This window comes from Rhizobacter sp. P2_H3, from assembly GCF_056403355.1.
Map to the genome: position 1 here is coordinate 1 of NZ_JBFUFQ010000144.1, position 15,042 is coordinate 15,042.

17 protein-coding genes are annotated in these 15,042 nt (G+C 67.9%); 11 read left to right on the forward strand and 6 right to left on the reverse strand.

The window, feature by feature from the left end; translation table 11 throughout:
* Positions 1 to 342, forward strand: a 342-nt coding sequence (locus AC1D1T_RS21990; RefSeq protein ID WP_477992485.1) for a hypothetical protein, incomplete at its 5' end; no start/stop codon positions are given.
* Positions 343 to 407: 65 nt separating this feature from the next.
* On the opposite strand, the gene AC1D1T_RS21995 is transcribed toward AC1D1T_RS21990, so the two are convergent.
* From AC1D1T_RS21995 to AC1D1T_RS22010, 4 genes are read right to left on the reverse strand one after another with little or no spacing between them, the layout of a single operon-like run.
* The gene (locus tag AC1D1T_RS21995; protein WP_477992486.1) at positions 408 to 1,418 is read right to left on the reverse strand and encodes a FecR family protein; all 1,011 of its coding nucleotides are present in this window, start codon (positions 1,416 to 1,418) and stop codon (positions 408 to 410) included.
* Entirely contained in the window at positions 1,415 to 1,984 is a 570-nt protein-coding gene (locus AC1D1T_RS22000) for an RNA polymerase sigma factor (protein WP_477992487.1), read from the reverse strand. Before AC1D1T_RS22000 ends, AC1D1T_RS21995 begins: the two co-directional genes overlap by 4 nt.
* Before the next feature lie 20 nt (positions 1,985 to 2,004).
* Positions 2,005 to 3,273 (reverse strand): lysine N(6)-hydroxylase/L-ornithine N(5)-oxygenase family protein, encoded by a 1,269-nt coding sequence (locus tag AC1D1T_RS22005; protein WP_477826789.1) that lies wholly within the window; start codon positions 3,271 to 3,273, stop codon positions 2,005 to 2,007.
* Positions 3,274 to 3,275: 2 nt separating this feature from the next.
* Complete coding sequence (locus AC1D1T_RS22010) at positions 3,276 to 4,325, reverse strand: GNAT family N-acetyltransferase (protein ID WP_477826790.1); 1,050 nt, start codon at positions 4,323 to 4,325, stop codon at positions 3,276 to 3,278.
* A 137-nt stretch (positions 4,326 to 4,462) separates the two neighbouring features.
* Between AC1D1T_RS22010 and AC1D1T_RS22015 the strand changes: the two genes are divergently transcribed.
* Both AC1D1T_RS22015 and AC1D1T_RS22020 read left to right on the forward strand, forming a co-directional pair.
* Positions 4,463 to 5,308, forward strand: coding sequence for a formyltransferase family protein (locus AC1D1T_RS22015; protein WP_477826791.1), 846 nt, complete (start codon positions 4,463 to 4,465; stop codon positions 5,306 to 5,308).
* A gap of 14 nt (positions 5,309 to 5,322) precedes the next feature.
* Complete coding sequence (locus AC1D1T_RS22020; RefSeq protein WP_477992488.1) at positions 5,323 to 7,695, forward strand: penicillin acylase family protein; 2,373 nt, start codon at positions 5,323 to 5,325, stop codon at positions 7,693 to 7,695.
* Here the strand turns inward: AC1D1T_RS22020 and fhuF are convergent.
* Complete coding sequence (gene fhuF / locus AC1D1T_RS22025; RefSeq protein ID WP_477842496.1) at positions 7,678 to 8,409, reverse strand: siderophore-iron reductase FhuF; 732 nt, start codon at positions 8,407 to 8,409, stop codon at positions 7,678 to 7,680. The genes AC1D1T_RS22020 and fhuF overlap by 18 nt on opposite strands.
* Positions 8,410 to 8,503: 94 nt before the next feature.
* On the opposite strand from fhuF, the gene AC1D1T_RS22030 reads away from it, so the two are divergent.
* From AC1D1T_RS22030 to AC1D1T_RS22065, 8 genes are all read left to right on the forward strand, one after another.
* On the forward strand, positions 8,504 to 10,183 hold the full coding sequence (locus AC1D1T_RS22030; protein WP_477992489.1) for a cyclic peptide export ABC transporter: 1,680 nt from the start codon (positions 8,504 to 8,506) through the stop codon (positions 10,181 to 10,183).
* Between the two features lie 60 nt (positions 10,184 to 10,243).
* Positions 10,244 to 10,591 carry a GFA family protein gene (locus AC1D1T_RS22035; RefSeq protein ID WP_082004494.1) on the forward strand — a complete coding sequence of 116 codons (348 nt, stop codon included), beginning with the start codon at positions 10,244 to 10,246 and terminating at the stop codon, positions 10,589 to 10,591.
* Positions 10,592 to 10,672: 81 nt separating this feature from the next.
* Positions 10,673 to 10,954, forward strand: coding sequence for a hypothetical protein (locus AC1D1T_RS22040; protein ID WP_477992490.1), 282 nt, complete (start codon positions 10,673 to 10,675; stop codon positions 10,952 to 10,954).
* A 79-nt stretch (positions 10,955 to 11,033) separates the two neighbouring features.
* Positions 11,034 to 11,534, forward strand: coding sequence for a DUF5063 domain-containing protein (locus AC1D1T_RS22045; protein ID WP_477844280.1), 501 nt, complete (start codon positions 11,034 to 11,036; stop codon positions 11,532 to 11,534).
* Positions 11,535 to 11,601: 67 nt separating this feature from the next.
* On the forward strand, positions 11,602 to 12,027 hold the full coding sequence (locus AC1D1T_RS22050) for a VOC family protein (protein WP_477829037.1): 426 nt from the start codon (positions 11,602 to 11,604) through the stop codon (positions 12,025 to 12,027).
* A 72-nt stretch (positions 12,028 to 12,099) separates the two neighbouring features.
* A complete protein-coding gene (locus tag AC1D1T_RS22055) occupies positions 12,100 to 12,558 on the forward strand; it encodes a hypothetical protein (protein ID WP_477844282.1) in 459 nt (152 codons plus the stop codon).
* A gap of 66 nt (positions 12,559 to 12,624) precedes the next feature.
* Positions 12,625 to 13,053, forward strand: coding sequence for a hypothetical protein (locus AC1D1T_RS22060; RefSeq protein WP_477844284.1), 429 nt, complete (start codon positions 12,625 to 12,627; stop codon positions 13,051 to 13,053).
* A 150-nt stretch (positions 13,054 to 13,203) separates the two neighbouring features.
* Positions 13,204 to 13,815, forward strand: coding sequence for a hypothetical protein (locus AC1D1T_RS22065; RefSeq protein WP_477992491.1), 612 nt, complete (start codon positions 13,204 to 13,206; stop codon positions 13,813 to 13,815).
* Positions 13,816 to 13,823: 8 nt separating this feature from the next.
* On the opposite strand, the gene AC1D1T_RS22070 is transcribed toward AC1D1T_RS22065, so the two are convergent.
* Positions 13,824 to 14,735 (reverse strand): LysR family transcriptional regulator, encoded by a 912-nt coding sequence (locus AC1D1T_RS22070; protein WP_477828669.1) that lies wholly within the window; start codon positions 14,733 to 14,735, stop codon positions 13,824 to 13,826.
* Between the last annotated feature and the right edge of the window lie 307 nt (positions 14,736 to 15,042).

The following is a 15,042-nucleotide window of genomic DNA, read 5'->3' on the forward strand; positions in this document are numbered from 1 at the left end:
GGGGAACCCAATGTAAGCCAGAAGGGGGAGTGGAATTCGAAAAATATTATAAATATTGGGCCGCTGAATTTGAATAAGGTTAGCGAAAACTTTGACTTGAACTTGTCTCCTAGGGGCCAGCATCCACAGGTGTCGATCTCGCCGCTGTCGAGCCCCGGTCTGAATCCCTATCCATATCCGCAGGCAATTGGTCTAAATCCGATTTCGCAACCGCTTCAGCCACACCAGTACCAGCAATATCAGCAGGGCATGCAGTACCCGCAGTTCGGCGGCAGTGACAATGCACCGAATACGGATTTATATCTGTACGACCGAATTCTCAATGATGCTTCGAACCAGTGATGGTGCACGACAGGTTGATTCAATCCGAATGAGTCAGCCGGTGCGGCGTGGTTTGGACAGTGCCTTCATTGCCGAACCGTGAGTTCGGCGCCCCCATCCGCCCTCATCCGCACCACCACCGGCAACACCTGCGGCAGCGCCGCCAGCAACCCGGCCGCATCCCGCACCGGGAAGCGGCCGGTCAGCCGCATCGCGTCGACCCGCGGGTCGGTGCTGACGATCGGTGCCGTGCGGTAGGCGTTGACGCTGGCCAGCGCCTCGCGCAGCGGGGTGTCCTGGAAGCTGAGCCAGCCGTCACGCCAGCCGGCGAGGGCCGCCGCGTCGCCCAGGTGCGGTGGCTGTGCGATGCCGTTGCGGATGTCGAGCAGCTCGCCGGCGGCCAGCACGATCGGCGAGCCGAAGCGGTCCGGGCTGCCGGCCTCGACGGCTTCGCGCAGCGCCACCTGCACCCGCCCGCGTTCGACGCCCACCGTCAGCGCGCCGCCGCGCTCGCGCAGGCTGAACACCGTGCCCAGCACCTCGATGCGCGCCTGGCGCGTCAGCACCTCGAACGGCCGCGCGGCGTCGTGCGCCACGTCGCAGCGCAGTTCGCCGCCGTCGAGCCGCACGATGCGGCGCTGCCGGTGCAGCCGCACATCGATCGCGCTGTCGGCGCCGAGCGCCAGCTGCGTGCCGGGCTGGGCATCGGGCAAGCTGACGTTGAGCAGCTGCAGCGGCTGCGTGCGGTACGCCGCGCTGAACACCGGCGCCTGCCAGTACTGCCAGCCCAGCCGGCCGGCGAGCAACGCGCCGCCGAGCAACGCGGCCGCGGTCAGCAGCAGGTTTCGGCGCCCCGCGGCGTGTGGGGCGGCGACCGGTTCATCGAAATGCTCCCTCAGCCCCTCCGACATCCCGCCCAGCATCTGCCAGCGCCGGCGCGCCTCGTCGGCTGCCGCCGCATGCTCGGGCGACGATGCGATCCACTGCCGCAGCCGCGCGAGCGCCCGGCCGGCCGCCGGCTCCGGCTCGACCTCGCTCTTCACGACCAGGTCGAGCGCGTGCTCGATCAGTTTCTCGGCGGGAGCCATCGGGCTCATGCCCACTCCTCGGCCAGCGTCGCACGGAAGCTGCTGCGCGGTGACACCGCCGGCGTCTCGATCAGCTCGGCCTGCATCTCGGCGAACACCCGCGAGCAATCCAGCGCCGCCCGCACCAGGTGCTTGGCCACCGCCGCCTCGCTGAGCGTGAGCCGCTGCGAGATCTCGGTGCGCGTGAACCCATAGGCCCGGAACAGCAGGAACACCTCGCGCCGCAGCGGCGGCAGCGATTCGAGCACGCCGATCACGCGCCGCAGCACCTGCCGCTGTGCCGTCACGTACTCGCACGACGGTGCTGCCGCCTGCCGGCTGACTTCGGATTGCTGCGCCGCCCAGCTCTGCACCACCTGGCGGTGCCGTGCCTCATCGATGCACAGGTTGCGCGCGACGCGGAACAGCAGCGCGCGCGGCGACGCGATGGCTGCATCGCCCAGTGCCTGCGCATACACCCGCTCGAAGCTCGACTGCGCGATGTCGGCCGCGTGCTGCGGATCCCGAAGCTCGCGCGTCAGCTGCCGCCGCAGGTCTGCACAGTGGGCCACCAGGTCCTCGATCAGCTCGCGCATGCGTTGGAAGAGCGCTCCGCTCAATGAGAATTGTTCGCATTGAGTGTAGCAAGGTTCGTCGCGATCTCGTTCGAGCGCACTGCGGTGATCGACAGCAGCGTGTCGCTGAGCCCGTGCGTGGTCTCGCAGGCGCCCTGCAGGAACACCGCGGGGCGGAACTCGCGCGGCGCGATCACGCGGTAGTCGCGGTCGACCTGCAGGCGCCCGAGCCATGGGGCCAGCTCGCCGAGCAGCGCGTGGTGCTGCTCGCGCGCATAGCCGGTGGCCAGCACCACCGCGTCGTAGCGCTGGCTGCTCTCGCGCGAGGCGTTCACGTCGAGCAGGTTCAGGTGGATGCCGTCGGCCGCGGCGCGCACGCTCTGGATCTCGTGGCGGCGCAGGAAGCGGTGGCGCTCGTCGCCGCTCACGCGCTGCTCGTAGAACACCGCGAACATCTGGCGGATCAGGTCCTGGTCGGCGCAAGCGTAGTTGGTGTGGCGGAACTCCTGCAGCATCTCGGCGCGCTGCGCGTCGGGTTGCGCATACACGTGGTCGACGAAGCCGGCGTTGAAGATCTCGTTGACGAACGGGCTGTCGTCGGCCGGGCGGATCGCGCGCGCCCGCATCACCAGGTCGACGCGCGGCGCGCTCGGCCGGCTGTGCAGGTCGATGAACAGTTCGGCCGCGCTCTGGCCCGCGCCGACGATCGCGATGCGCTGCGCATCGGCATGGCCTGCCAGGCCGGCCAGGTAGCCGCTGGAGTGCATCACGCGCGGGTCGCCCTTCAACGCACGGAAGGCTTCGGGGATGTTGGCGGTGCCGCCGATGCTCACCACCAGGTGGCGCGCCAGCCGCTCGTGCCACTGGCCGGCGGCGTCGCGCGAGCGCACGCGCAACAGCGTGACCTCGCGGCCCTGCGTGTGCGGCAGCACCTCGAGCACCTCCTCGCCGTAGACGCAGCTGTCGTCGAACTGCGCCGCGGCCCAGCCGAGGTAGTCGTTGAACTCGCGGCGGCTCGGGTAGAAGGTCTTCAGGTTGATGAAATCCTGCAGCCGGCCGCGCTGGTGCAGGTAGTTCACGAAGGTGAAGCGGCTGGTCGGGTTGCGCAGCGTCGCCAGGTCCTTCAGGAACGAGATCTGCATGTGGGCCTGCGACAGCAGCATGTCCGGATGCCACGCGAAGCCGGGCTGGCGCTCGATGAACAGCGCATCCACCAGCGGGCGGCCGGCGCGGCGCTGCTCGTCGAGCGCGATCGCCAGCGCCAGGTTCGACGGCCCGAAGCCGATGCCGATGAGGTCGTGCACGCGCATGGTCATGTCCTTGACTGCAGAGTGGAAGGGGCGTCGTCCTCGCGCGGCCACCACAGCGTGTCGGCGAAGAAGCGCTCGCGCAGCAGCGAGACCAGCATCGCGCGCTTGTGCGGGAAATCGAACTCCTTCACCTTGGCGTAGCCGGAGCGGTCGAGGTTGCGCAGCTGCTGCCGGTGGTCGGCGCGCGGCTCGCCAACGATGCGCCGCGTGCGCGGGTCGGCGAGGAACAGGTAGTGCGAGATCGACGTGAGCCAGGCGGTCGCGAAGGCCTTGCCGCGGAAGCTCGGCTCGCCGATCAGCACGTGCCAGCCGCGGTCGTGGTCGTCGGCCTCGCAGAACGGCGCGATGCGGTTCTCCTTCGCCCAGTAGGCCTCGAAGTAGCCGAACGGCTCGCCGTCCAGGCAGGCGATCATCGATTGCATGTGCGGGTCGGCGGCGATCGCGTCGAGGTAGCTGCGGTGCTTCGCGAGGTCGCCGTCCTCCTGCCAGACCTGGGCCACGTCGGGGTCGTTCATCCAGCGGTGGAAGCGCGGCAGGTCGGTCTCGATGTCGAGGCTGCGGAACGAGAAGGTCTGGTCGAGCCACGGGATGTGGCGCTGGTACAGCGTGCCCGTTCGCTTGGCGGCGCGCAGCGGGTGGCGGCGCGGGCCGGTCAGCGTGTAGCGCAGCGGGATCGGTGGCGCCACCTGCGGCAGCCACATCGGCGCGTGCTGGAAGAACATCTCGCGGTGCACCAGCCGCCGTCCGTCGGGCGCCGGCAGCGCGAGGCCGTGCTCGACGAGGTTCAGCGCCGATGCGAACGGCGGCACGAGCGTCAGCATCGGCGTGCCGGGCTCGAAGGTGAAGGCCGCCTCGATGATCGCCAGCAGGTGCGCGGGCGACGGCTCGCCGGAGCAGGGGCCGAGCCACTGCAGCGTGGACTCGTCGCGATCATGCTTCCACTGCCAGCGGCCGATGCGGTCGCGCGGCGCGGATGTGGGATGCAGATCGCTCACCACCAGCCGGTCGCCATCGCGCTGCACCTGCAGGGCCTGGCCGGACGGGTGGCTCACGCAGCGCGGGGCCGCAGGGTCGGGAGAGGGTCGTGTGCTGGGTGTGCCGCTGTTCATGCCTCCATGACGAGCGGTCGGCGGCTTTGTTCAGCCGCTTCATCGCTGAACACCACGCGCGGTGCTTCGTCATGTGGCTCATGGAACCGTCAAACAGACAGGCAAAGGGACAGGCAAAACTCGTCTACATCGCGTCGCTGCGCAACGCGGCGGCCGACCGGGCCGGGCAGCTCATCCCGTTCAAGGGAGAGACGCGCTACATGAAGTCGCCGCTCGAGTTCCTCGTCGAGACGCTGAACGGCAGCGCGCTCGGCGAGGCGTATTCGCTGCAGGCGGTGATCTTCGACGACGACGAGGGCAACCCGCGCGACCGCGAGCAGCTGAAGGACTACGGCTTCTCGCCGCACCCGAGTCGCTGCTGGCCGCATCCGCCGGCGCTGCAGGTGCAGGGCCGGCCGGTGGTCGAGCTGATGGAAGCGGTGCCGTCCACCTACCGCCGGCTGCCGCTCGATGCGGCCGAGCGGCCGGCCGGCAAGCGCGACTTCGAGGCCCGGCTGCTGGCGCGGCTGCAGGCGCTGCAGGCCGACGTGGTCGTGCTCGACGGCCTGCTGGTGATCCTCGACGAACTGGTGCGCCCGGGCGCGCCGTTCCACCGGCGCATCGTCAACATCCACCCCGGCATCACGCGCGAAGGATCGCCGCACCAGCGGCGCGGCGCCTGGGCCACGCTCGATGCGCTGCACGGCGCACGGGGCGAGCGCATCGACTGGCGCACGCTCGCGCGCACGCCGGTCGAGCCGGTGCGGCAGACCGGCGCGTCGTTCCACTACGTCGACAACGGCATCGATTCCGGCGAGGTGATCGTCGACGTGCTGGCCACCGGGATCGACCCGGCCGACACCATCCTCGAGCTGCGCTGGAACAACTTCAACCACAGCCTGTTCCCGGCGCTGCAGCTCGGGCTGGCGGCGCTCGCGGCGCAATGAAAGAGACCGCTCCCATGCTTGCATCGATACGTGGCGCGCTGATCGGCGCGCTGGCCTTGCTGATCACGAGCGCGCAGGCGCGCGGCCCGGCGCTGGCCGCTGTCGAGATCCGCCGCACCAGTGACGACATCCCGCACCTGCGCGCCGCGAACTGGCGCGATCTCGGCACCGGCATCGGCTACGTGCAGGCGCAGGACGCGCTGTGCACGCTGGCCGAAGGCTTCGTCACCTGGCGCGGCGAGCGGTCGCTGTTCTTCGGGGCCGAGGCGCGGCCGGCGCACCATTCCACCTTCGGCAAGCCGTTGAACCTGGAACTGGACTTCTTCTTCCGCGGCTTCGCCGACGACGCGACGATCGCGCGCGCCCGGGCTGCGCAGCCGCGCGACCTGCTGGATGCCGCCGAGGGCTTCGCACGCGGCTACAACCGCTACCTGGCCGAAGCGCGCCGCGGCGGCACGGCAGCGGCGCGCCAGGCCTGCATCAACGAATCCTGGGTGCGCGAGATCAACGCCGACGACATCCTGCGGCGCTTCTACGCGGCGCAGGTTGCTGCCGGCTGGTCGCGCTTCATCCCGGAGATCGTCAACGCGCGGCCCGCGGCACCGTCCGCCGCCGTCGGCGATGCGACGCGCTGGCCGCGCCAGCAGGTCGGCGATCATCCGGCGCTCGGCAGCAACATGCTGGCCTTCGGCCGCGCGGCGACTGGCGAGGCGGGCGGCGTGCTGTTCGGCAACCCGCACTGGTACTGGGGCGGGCCCGACCGCTTCTACCAGATGCACCTGACGATCCCCGGCCGCGTCGACGTGGCTGGCGTCGCCTTCCTCGGCGTGCCGCTGGTGATGGTCGGCTTCAACGACCGCATCGCCTGGAGCCACACGGTGTCGGCGGCACGGCGCTTCGGATTGTTCGACCTGACGCTCGACCCGGCCGACCCGACGCGCTACCTCGTCGATGGCCGCAGCGAGCCGATGCAACGGCGCGAGGTGACGGTGGACACCCGGGCCGCCGATGGCAGCGTGCAACGCGTGACGCGCACGCTGTACGGCAGCCGCTTCGGCCCGATCGTCGACCTCGGAAAGCGCGCCGCGCCGTTCGGCTGGGGCACGGCCCATGCGATCGCGATGCGCGATGTGAACGGCGAGAACTTCCGCGTGTTCCGCACCTTCCTGGCCTGGAACCAGGCGCGCTCGCTGGACGACTTCATCGCGATCCAGAAGCGCGAGGACGGCATGCCCTGGGTCAACACCGCGGCGATCGGGCGCGGCGACGGCCGGGCCTGGCTGGGTGACGTGGGTGCCGTGCCGAACGTGCCCGACGAGCTGCGCGCCGCGTGCAGCACGCCGCTGGCGCAGGGCTTCGCCGGTGTCGACCCGGTGACGCCGTTCCTCGACGGCAGCCGCGCCGCCTGCGACTGGCGCAGCGATGCGGCCGCGGTGCAGCCGGGCACGATGCCGGTGTCGCAGATGCCGGGGCTGTTGCGCAAGGACTACGTGGCCAACATGAACGACAGCTACTGGCTGTCGAACCCGAAGCAGCCGCTGGAGGGGTTCGCGAAAGTGCTGGGTGGCGAGCGGCAGGCCTTGTCGCTGCGCGGGCGGCTGGGGCACCGCATCGCGCAGGAGTTGTCGGGCCGGCCCGATTCCGCCGAGGCGCTGAGCCGGCGCGTGCGGCAGGCGGTGCTGCTGCCGCGTGCGCTGTCGGCCGAGCTGTTCAAGGGCGAGCTGCTGGCGGGGGCGTGCGCGCAGCCGCGGGTGGTGCTGGCAGGGCGCGAGGTCGATGTCGGCCCGGCCTGCGAGGTGCTGGCGCGCTGGCCGGACCGTGCCGATGCCGATGCGCGCGGCGCGCTGCTGTGGGATGCGTTCTGGACCCGGCTGGACGAGCTGCCACCCGGTGAGTTCTTCGGCGTGCCGTTCGCGGCCGAGGCGCCGCTCGCGACGCCGCGCGCGCCGAAGGCAGGGGACCCGCGTGTGGCGCAGGCGCTGGCTGCGACCGTCGTGGCCTTCGGCGAGCGCGGTTGGGCGTTCGACGCGCCGCTCGGCAGCCGGCGCTTTGTGCGCAGCGGCGGGGAGCGCTTCGCGTTGACGGGCGGCTGCCACGTCGTCGGCTACTTCAACGTGGCCTGCGACGGCGACGACACGCACCCGATCGGCGCCGATGCGGTGGCCGACACCTACCTGCAGGTGGTGCACTTCGGCCCACAGGGCGTGGTGGCGCACACGCTGCTGGCGCATGGCGAGGGGGAGTCGGCCATCGTCGCGGGCGAGGGGCCGGCCGATGCGGCGGTCGCGCGCTATGCGCGGCACGACTGGCTGCGCTTCCCGTTCCGCGAGGATGAGATTGCGCGGGATCCTAAGCTTCGAACGACAAGGCTACGGACTGGGTTGTAGCGGGCAGGCGCTGCAGTAGTCCTCGCCCGGCAGGCAGTAGAACAGGCAGCACTGCCGGTGCAGCGGGATCGTCCGCGACGCCTGCGGATGCGGGCGCTGCCGCGGCAGCAGCGGGTTGGGGCGGCCGTCGTGCCACAGCGGCTGGCTCAGCAAGGCGTCGCGATCCTGCGCGATGTGCGGCGCATGGCCGGTCAGCGCGAGACCTTGCTCGAACAGCCCGTCGAGCCGGCGCGCGAGATTGCCCCACAGGATCTTCGGCGCGACCCGTGCGCTGCGTGCGAGCTGCGCGAAGAGGGGTGCCAGGTGCAGGTCGATCAGCGGCGCCAGGCGTTCGCTGCAGCTGCCGCCGCGGCGTGCCGTACCGCCGTGCTCGATGTGGAAGCTGCGCGGCGCCGCATCGTCATCACCCACCACGACCTGCATCTGATGCGGGGCGGTCGGGAACACATGCTGCAGCACGCTCGCCGCCGCGACCACCGGTGGCAGCAGCGCATCGAGGTAGGCGAAGCACCAGCTCGATGCGGCCGCGCGCAGATCGCTGCCCGTCACGCCGCGATGCAGCGCGTGGCGGCGCAGCAGCGCATCCAGCACCGCCGGTTCGTCGATCAGCCGATGCACCGGCACGGCATCGGCGGGCGGCTGTGCGGCGCACACCAGCGCCTCGCCGAGCGGCGCCCAGGCGCCCTGGAAAAGAGGTTCGAGCAGCGGGATCACGTGTCAGCAGACGAACGAAGGCTGGCGATGTTCAGCTGAACGCGGGGGGGCGTGGTTCGTCATGCAAGGCATGAGCGATTCTGTCCCGACCCCGGTGTCCACACCCCCCATCCCGCCCTCCGTCGACCGCCCGTTCGCGGAAGTCGCACGCCTGTTGCGGCCCTTCCTGCCCTGGCTGGCCCTGTCGGTGGTCACCGGCATCGCAGCGGGTGCGGCCACCGTTGCGTTGCTGGGCACGATCAACCAGGTGCTGAACCGCAGCGGCGGCATGGCCGGCGGGCTGCTGCTGACCTTCGTGTCGCTGTGCGTGGTGGCGCTGGTCGGCCGCGTGACCTCCGACATGTCGACCAACCGCGTCGGCCAGCGGCTGGTGGCGCAGGTGCGCAAGTCGCTCGCGCAGAAGATTTTGTCGGCGCCGATCGATGCGCTGGAGCGCTACCGAACGCACCGCCTGATGCCGGTGCTGACGCAGGACGTCGACATGATCAGCGACGCCGGCTTCGTGCTGGCGTCCACCGTGATCGCGCTGTCGATCGCGCTCGGCTGCCTGGGCTACCTCGCGTGGCTCTCGCTGCCGATGTTCGGGCTGCTCGTCGTCGCGCTGGTGCTCGGTGCCGCGGTGCAGGCGGTGGTGCTGACGCGTGCCGAGGCCGGTTTCTGGCGCGCGCGCGACGGCGAGGAGCAATTGCACAAGGCCTACCGCGGCATCAGCGAGGGCGCGAAGGAGCTGCGGATGCACCGCGGGCGCCGGGCGCGCATGCTGCGCGGGCAGATCGAGCAGACGGTGGACGGCATCCGCACGGTCAACCAGCGCGCGATCAACACCTACGTGGTCGGCAGCGCGTTCGGCTCGGCGCTGTTCTTCCTGCTGATCGCGGTGATCCTCGGCTGGGCCGCGGCGAGCACGGTGGCGCCGGCGGTGCTGAGCGGCTTCGTGCTGGTGCTGCTGTTCCTGAAGGGGCCGATCGACCAGCTGGTGGGCGTGCTGCCGAACATCGGGCGCGCGAAGGTGGCGTTCCAGCGCATCGGCGACCTGTCGCTGCGCTTCGCGACGCCCGAGCCGCATCTGCACCTGGACCGGCCGGCCGGTGAGGTGACGTTCGCCGATTCGATCGAGCTGCGCGGCGTGCGCTATGCGTTCGATGCGCCGGAGGGCGGCGGCGAGGCCTTCGTGCTCGGCCCGATCGACCTGGTGCTGCGCCGCGGCGAGCTGGTCTTCATCGTCGGCGACAACGGCTCGGGCAAGACGACGCTGATCAAGCTGCTGCTCGGGCTGTATGCGCCGCAGCAGGGCGAGCTGCGGCTGGACGGCCGGCCGGTGACCGATGCGACGCGCGACGACTACCGGCAGCTGTTCACGACGGTGTTCTCCGATTTCTACCTGTTCCAGGACCTGGCCGGCGAGGGCGGGGCGCCGCAGCCGCTGCCGCAAGCGGCGCAGCCCTACCTGGAGCGGCTGGAGATCGCGCACAAGGTGTCGGTGCGCGACGGCGCGTTCAGCACCACCGACCTGTCGACCGGCCAGCGCAAGCGGCTGGCGCTGGTGCATGCGTGGCTCGAAGGCCGGCCGGTGCTGGTGTTCGACGAATGGGCGGCCGACCAGGACCCGGCTTTCCGCCACCTGTTCTACACCGAGCTGCTGCCCGAGCTGCGCGCGAAGGGGCACCTGGTGGTCGTGATCTCGCACGACGACCGGTATTTCCATGTGGCGGATCGGGTGGTGCGGATGGGGGCGGGGAGGGTGGAAGAGGAGGCTGTGGCGATCGCGGCGTGATAGCGTTTGACCGGAGCGTGCATCATTGCGTTCGCAAGTTTGCTCAACGGGAGAACTGCCATGAAACACCAGGGAAGCTGCCACTGCGGCAACGTCGCCTTTGAAGTCGAAGGCGAGATCAAGGGCGCGATGTCTTGCAACTGCTCYATGTGCCAACGAAAGGGCTCGCTTCTTTGGTTCGTGCCCAGAGACTCGCTGAAGGTCTCCACCCCGGAGGACGCATCTCGCGTCTACTTGTTCAACAAGCATCTGCTGAAGCACCGCTTCTGCCCGGCCTGCGGTATCCACCCTTACGCGGAAGGCAAGGATCCAAAGGGCAATGACATGGCTGCGATCAATATCCGATGCTTGGAAGGCATCGATCTCGCATCTGTTCCGGTCACGCACTTCGATGGGCGATCTAGGTGACGATCGCCGCCTCGGTTGCGCATGCAGTGGTGACTTCTCCGTGACCGACCTGAAGCCGGAGTTCTCCGCATCAATGCTGCCATGAGGAACCCTTCAATCTGCCCGGTGTGTCAGTCGCGCGAACTCGTCGAAGGGCGAATCCTTGCTGATGGCTCAGAAAGCGGTGCCGCCGAGAAATTCTTCCCGAGCGGGCTGCGCTTCCTGTTGCTGAGGCGATCCGTGCGGTTGACAGGCAGGGAGGCTTTCAGAGCTTGCACGGACTGCGGGCACGTCTGGAATCAGCTCGATGCCACGGAGTTGCGGGAGCTGATCGAGCACGGAGCGTCGGAAGGGCTGAAGCGAAAGCTCCAGAGCCGCAAATGATGTCCCGGAAGGGGGGCTCGACATGCAGGTGCTGGTGCGCGAGGTTCGGGGTGACTCATTGCGCGGAAAATGAGCAGTCATGCAACATCCCTCCAACGCTTCGATTGCCAATTTCGCCGAGGTGGCTCGCGGCTACTGCTCTTGGTGCGAGGGCGAGTCGTTGGGTCCGGACCCGGCGTCTCAGGCCGCCGGCTGGCTGGCGCGCCTCTACGCGGCTGCGCTTGTGCTCCCAGACCGGGATGCCGAGAACGACAGGGAACTGCCGGATCTGCCCCAGCCCGGGGCGGACTGTGCAAAGTCGAACCTTGCGCCGTTTCTTGGCTGGTACTACCGCGAGTTTTTTGATCCCGATCCGACGCTTGCCGACGAATCCGGCATGGGCGATGTCGGTGATGACTTGATGGACATCTACCGAGACGTCAGAGCGGGCCTCGTCTTGTTCGACAGCGGCGATGTGAACGACGCGGTCTGGCATTGGTCGTTTCTTCACCGGATCCATTGGGGCCGACATGCCGTCGGCGGTCTGCTCGCGCTCCACTGCATGCACGTTTCGAAGGACAGACCTTCGGGGCTGGGTTAGAAGACCTGGAAAACGCTTCAAGTTCTGCGTTCTCACACAGCCTCGGCCAGCAGCTGGCGATTCGAAGATGAAGCAATCACTTGGCCTGGTTTCTGTCGTTGTTCGAGATTACGACGAGGCCCTGTCGTTCTACGTGGACACACTTGGGTTCTTGCTGGTCGAGGACTCTTTTGTCCCTGAACAGAACAAGCGGTGGGTGGTCGTTTCCCCGCCTGGCGCCACAGAGTCGCGGCTTCTGCTCGCTCGCGCATCAGATCCGCAGCAGGTTGAGCGGATAGGACGTCAGACTGGCGGGCGGGTTTTCCTGTTTCTCTACACGGACGACTTCGAACGCGACTACGCGCGTTACAGGGCCAAAGGTGTGTCGTTCGTACGCCCTCCAAAGGTCGAACCCTACGGCAAAGTTGCGGTGTTCGAGGATCTCTACGGCAACCTGTGGGACCTGCTTCAACCCAGTCTGCCCGTTGGTCGCGACACTCCGAACCCGGTTTGATGGGTGCAGCGTCGGACAGCTCGTGGAGAGGTTGTTCTTGCATGAGCGTCTCGCTCGGGGCCCAAAAAATACATGAAGCCGCACTTGTTATCACCGCTGGTTCTGGTTGTTGCGATGCATGCGGTGCTTGCGCAGGAGCCCACTTCTGCCCAATCAGAACTTCAGCGGACGCACATCGAGGCGAATGTTCCGCTGCAGGACGAGTTCGAGCCTCTTCTGCAACGCGACCTGCTCACATTCTTCAAGCGGGCTCACGGCTCGACCGTCACGACCATCGAAGTTCAGCCTCTTCGCCTTGGCCCGACGCAGTCCGGTGTCTCATACCCCAAGTTCTATCTTTGGGTGAAGGCAATGGCTGGTTCGTCAGTTCAGCAGGCGGGTGCCGTTAGAGTTGCCGCGATACAGCGCACTCGTTTTGAGGTCACCGACTTCTTTCCCGTTGAAAGCATTAAGGAGAGACCGGATGAGGTCGGACAGGTGTTCCCGGCAGCACTCGTGCGCACCATTCAGGAACGGGCGGCCAGCCAGTAAGGCAGTGTGAGGGCAGTCTGGGAGAATGACTGCCAACGAAAGTGCGTGCGCATGTGGAGGAGCCAAGTGACCATCGATACGCCCGGAATGCTCGGCATCATCGCTCGCAAGAATGAGCGGACGAGAGCATTCATCGACCGCGAACGGTCCAGAATTCTCTCTTTTCGGCAACGACGGGAGCCAGACGTTTCCATTGCTGATGTTGATGCGTCGCTCAACCAAGACGATCAACTCATCGGGTTGTCCTTGGCGATGAACGGCGCCGATCTTTCTCTGGCCATTGACGAGCTGCAACAGGACGGCTGCCAGCGCGGTCAGGACTTCGTCGTCACCAGTTCCGCTGAAGGGGTTCTGGACATCCCACTGCCCGCCTGGCTCTCGATGGAAGAGCGCTCGATGGGTCCGCTTCCAGACTCCATGGCTGGCAGGGGCAAGGCAACCGAGGAAATGTGGACGCGTCAACGACGCAAGGTCTACACGTTCGTGCACGACTGATGAGCGACGAAGACAACGATCGCGTACAGCAGGTTTGATGCAGCCCTCGCTCCTCATCTCGGCTTGGCCCGCTGATGCCAGCACAGCTCGCGCAGCCCTGGCCCATCGCATGAGACGATTGCGCCTGGCTTCAAACGATGTGCATCTCACATGCTGCTGCAACTGCGCAAGATCCGACGACGAATCAAGGAGGCCTGCGAGGACGTTCGCATCCACTACATGTATGCGAAAGCCGGCGTCAAGTTTCGCAAGCCCACCGCCGACGAAAAGCGGCTGGCGATGGGTGTTCGCGATCTCATCGATGCGGGCTTCTCCATGGAGTTCGATGCACGACAAGAGCATTGGATCACGCGCGCCTTTCCTGGCGGAGACTTCGAGATCAAGTACTCGTACAACTACGAGGATGAAAGCAGTCTCGCGAGATTCCTGATGATCACGCGCGTGGAKATTGCCAACGATGTTGCGGGAGCAGAAGAGCTGTTTCGCGACGGCAATGCTTCAAGGGAAACCGGCGCGGCATCCGTCGGCGGCCGCTTTGTCTTCAAGGGAAACCTGCAGAGCTGGGGCGACAACGCATACGGTGCGCTGACCCTCGCCGAGCCCAACGAAACGGTGGTCGGCTGTGTCCTGTCCTTCCAGAAGGAACGGTTGGTCTACACGATCGTTCTGCGCGGGGCGTTTTTTGAAGACGCGGAGCAGGTCGAAGAGATCGTTTATCCCCATCTGGAGACTGCACTCGCCTGGTCGCGCAGAGCTGCCTGACCTTGCCGTCACGCCTGCTGCTGCCGGCACACCTCCAGCACCACGCCCCGCAGCCACCGATGCGCCGGGTCGCGATCGAGTCGCGGGTGCCACATCTGCGAGATCGTGATGTGCTCCGTCGGCACCGGCAGCTCGAACGAGCGCAGCGCGTTGCTCGCCCTCAGGTGCTCGAAGTACGACGCGGGGATCAGCGCCACCATGTCGGTCGCGGCCGCCGTCGACAGCGCGGTGCCGAAGCTGGGAACGATCACGGCGACATTGCGCTTCAACCCGGCGGCGGCGAGTGCGTCGTCCACCGGCCCGGTGATTCGCCCGCGGCGCGACGTGACGACGTGGTCGCAGGCCGCATACCGCTCGGGCGTGATCTCGCCGTCGGCCAGCAGCGGGTGACCCTGTCGCACGACGGCGATGAAGCGATCCCGATAGAGCGTCTGCACTCGCACCTCGGGGCCGGACTCGCCGAGCACGCCCACGTCGAGATCGATCAGGCCCTCGCGCAGCGGGCGCACATCCTTGTCGGGCTTGGGCGCGAAACGCAGCCGCACGCCGGGCGCGTCGCGCGCGGTGCGTGCCGCCAGCAGGTGCGCGAAGGCCTCGGTGAAGCCGTCATTGGCCCGGATGGTGAACAGGCGCCCGAGCGTGCCCAGGTCCAGGTCGGGCCCGGCCGGCTGCAGCACGGCAGCCGCTTCGTCGACCAGGGCCTTCACCTGCTCGCGCAACGCCAGCGCCCGCGGGGTCGGCACCATCGCCCGGCCCGCACGCACCAGCAGCTCGTCACCCGTCGCTTCGCGCAGCCGTGCCAGCGTGCGRCTCATCGCCGATTCGCTCAGCCCCAGCCGCTCGGCCGCCCGGGAGACGCTGCCCTCCGAGAGCAAGGCATTCAACGCAATGAGAAGATTGAGGTCGATGTCAGCGGGCATCCGCTGAACCTAGCATGGTTTGGCGGTGTCGATCCGGCGCCGCATGCAGGAACAAGATGCGCGCCACGCTCTGTGGCGGCCGGGGTCGTCGACCTATGCTGACGTGGCGCGATCGAGCGTCCCCCTCCGGTCCACCAGCCATGTCATCCACCGTCCTCGAATCCAACTCGTCCCCGGTCCCTCACCGCGCCGATTCCAGCGCAGACAACGAGCTCGACGGCCTGCCGCTGCCAAGGCGCTACGCGGCGGTCGCCGCGATCCTCGGCGCGATCGTGCTGGTGGTGCTCGACGGCGCGATCGCCAACGT

Coding starts and splice junctions, on each gene's coding strand:
- AC1D1T_RS22020 (WP_477992488.1), top strand. CDS start 5,323: ATGCTTGCATCGATACGTGGCGCGCTGATCGGCGCGCTGGCCTTGCTG.
- AC1D1T_RS22050 (WP_477829037.1), top strand. CDS start 11,602: ATGAAGCAATCACTTGGCCTGGTTTCTGTCGTTGTTCGAGATTACGAC.
- AC1D1T_RS22045 (WP_477844280.1), top strand. CDS start 11,034: ATGCAACATCCCTCCAACGCTTCGATTGCCAATTTCGCCGAGGTGGCT.
- AC1D1T_RS22015 (WP_477826791.1), top strand. CDS start 4,463: ATGGAACCGTCAAACAGACAGGCAAAGGGACAGGCAAAACTCGTCTAC.
- AC1D1T_RS22005 (WP_477826789.1), bottom strand. CDS start 3,273: ATGCGCGTGCACGACCTCATCGGCATCGGCTTCGGGCCGTCGAACCTG.
- AC1D1T_RS22040 (WP_477992490.1), top strand. CDS start 10,673: ATGAGGAACCCTTCAATCTGCCCGGTGTGTCAGTCGCGCGAACTCGTC.
- AC1D1T_RS21995 (WP_477992486.1), bottom strand. CDS start 1,418: ATGAGCCCGATGGCTCCCGCCGAGAAACTGATCGAGCACGCGCTCGAC.
- AC1D1T_RS22055 (WP_477844282.1), top strand. CDS start 12,100: ATGAAGCCGCACTTGTTATCACCGCTGGTTCTGGTTGTTGCGATGCAT.
- AC1D1T_RS22000 (WP_477992487.1), bottom strand. CDS start 1,984: ATGCGCGAGCTGATCGAGGACCTGGTGGCCCACTGTGCAGACCTGCGG.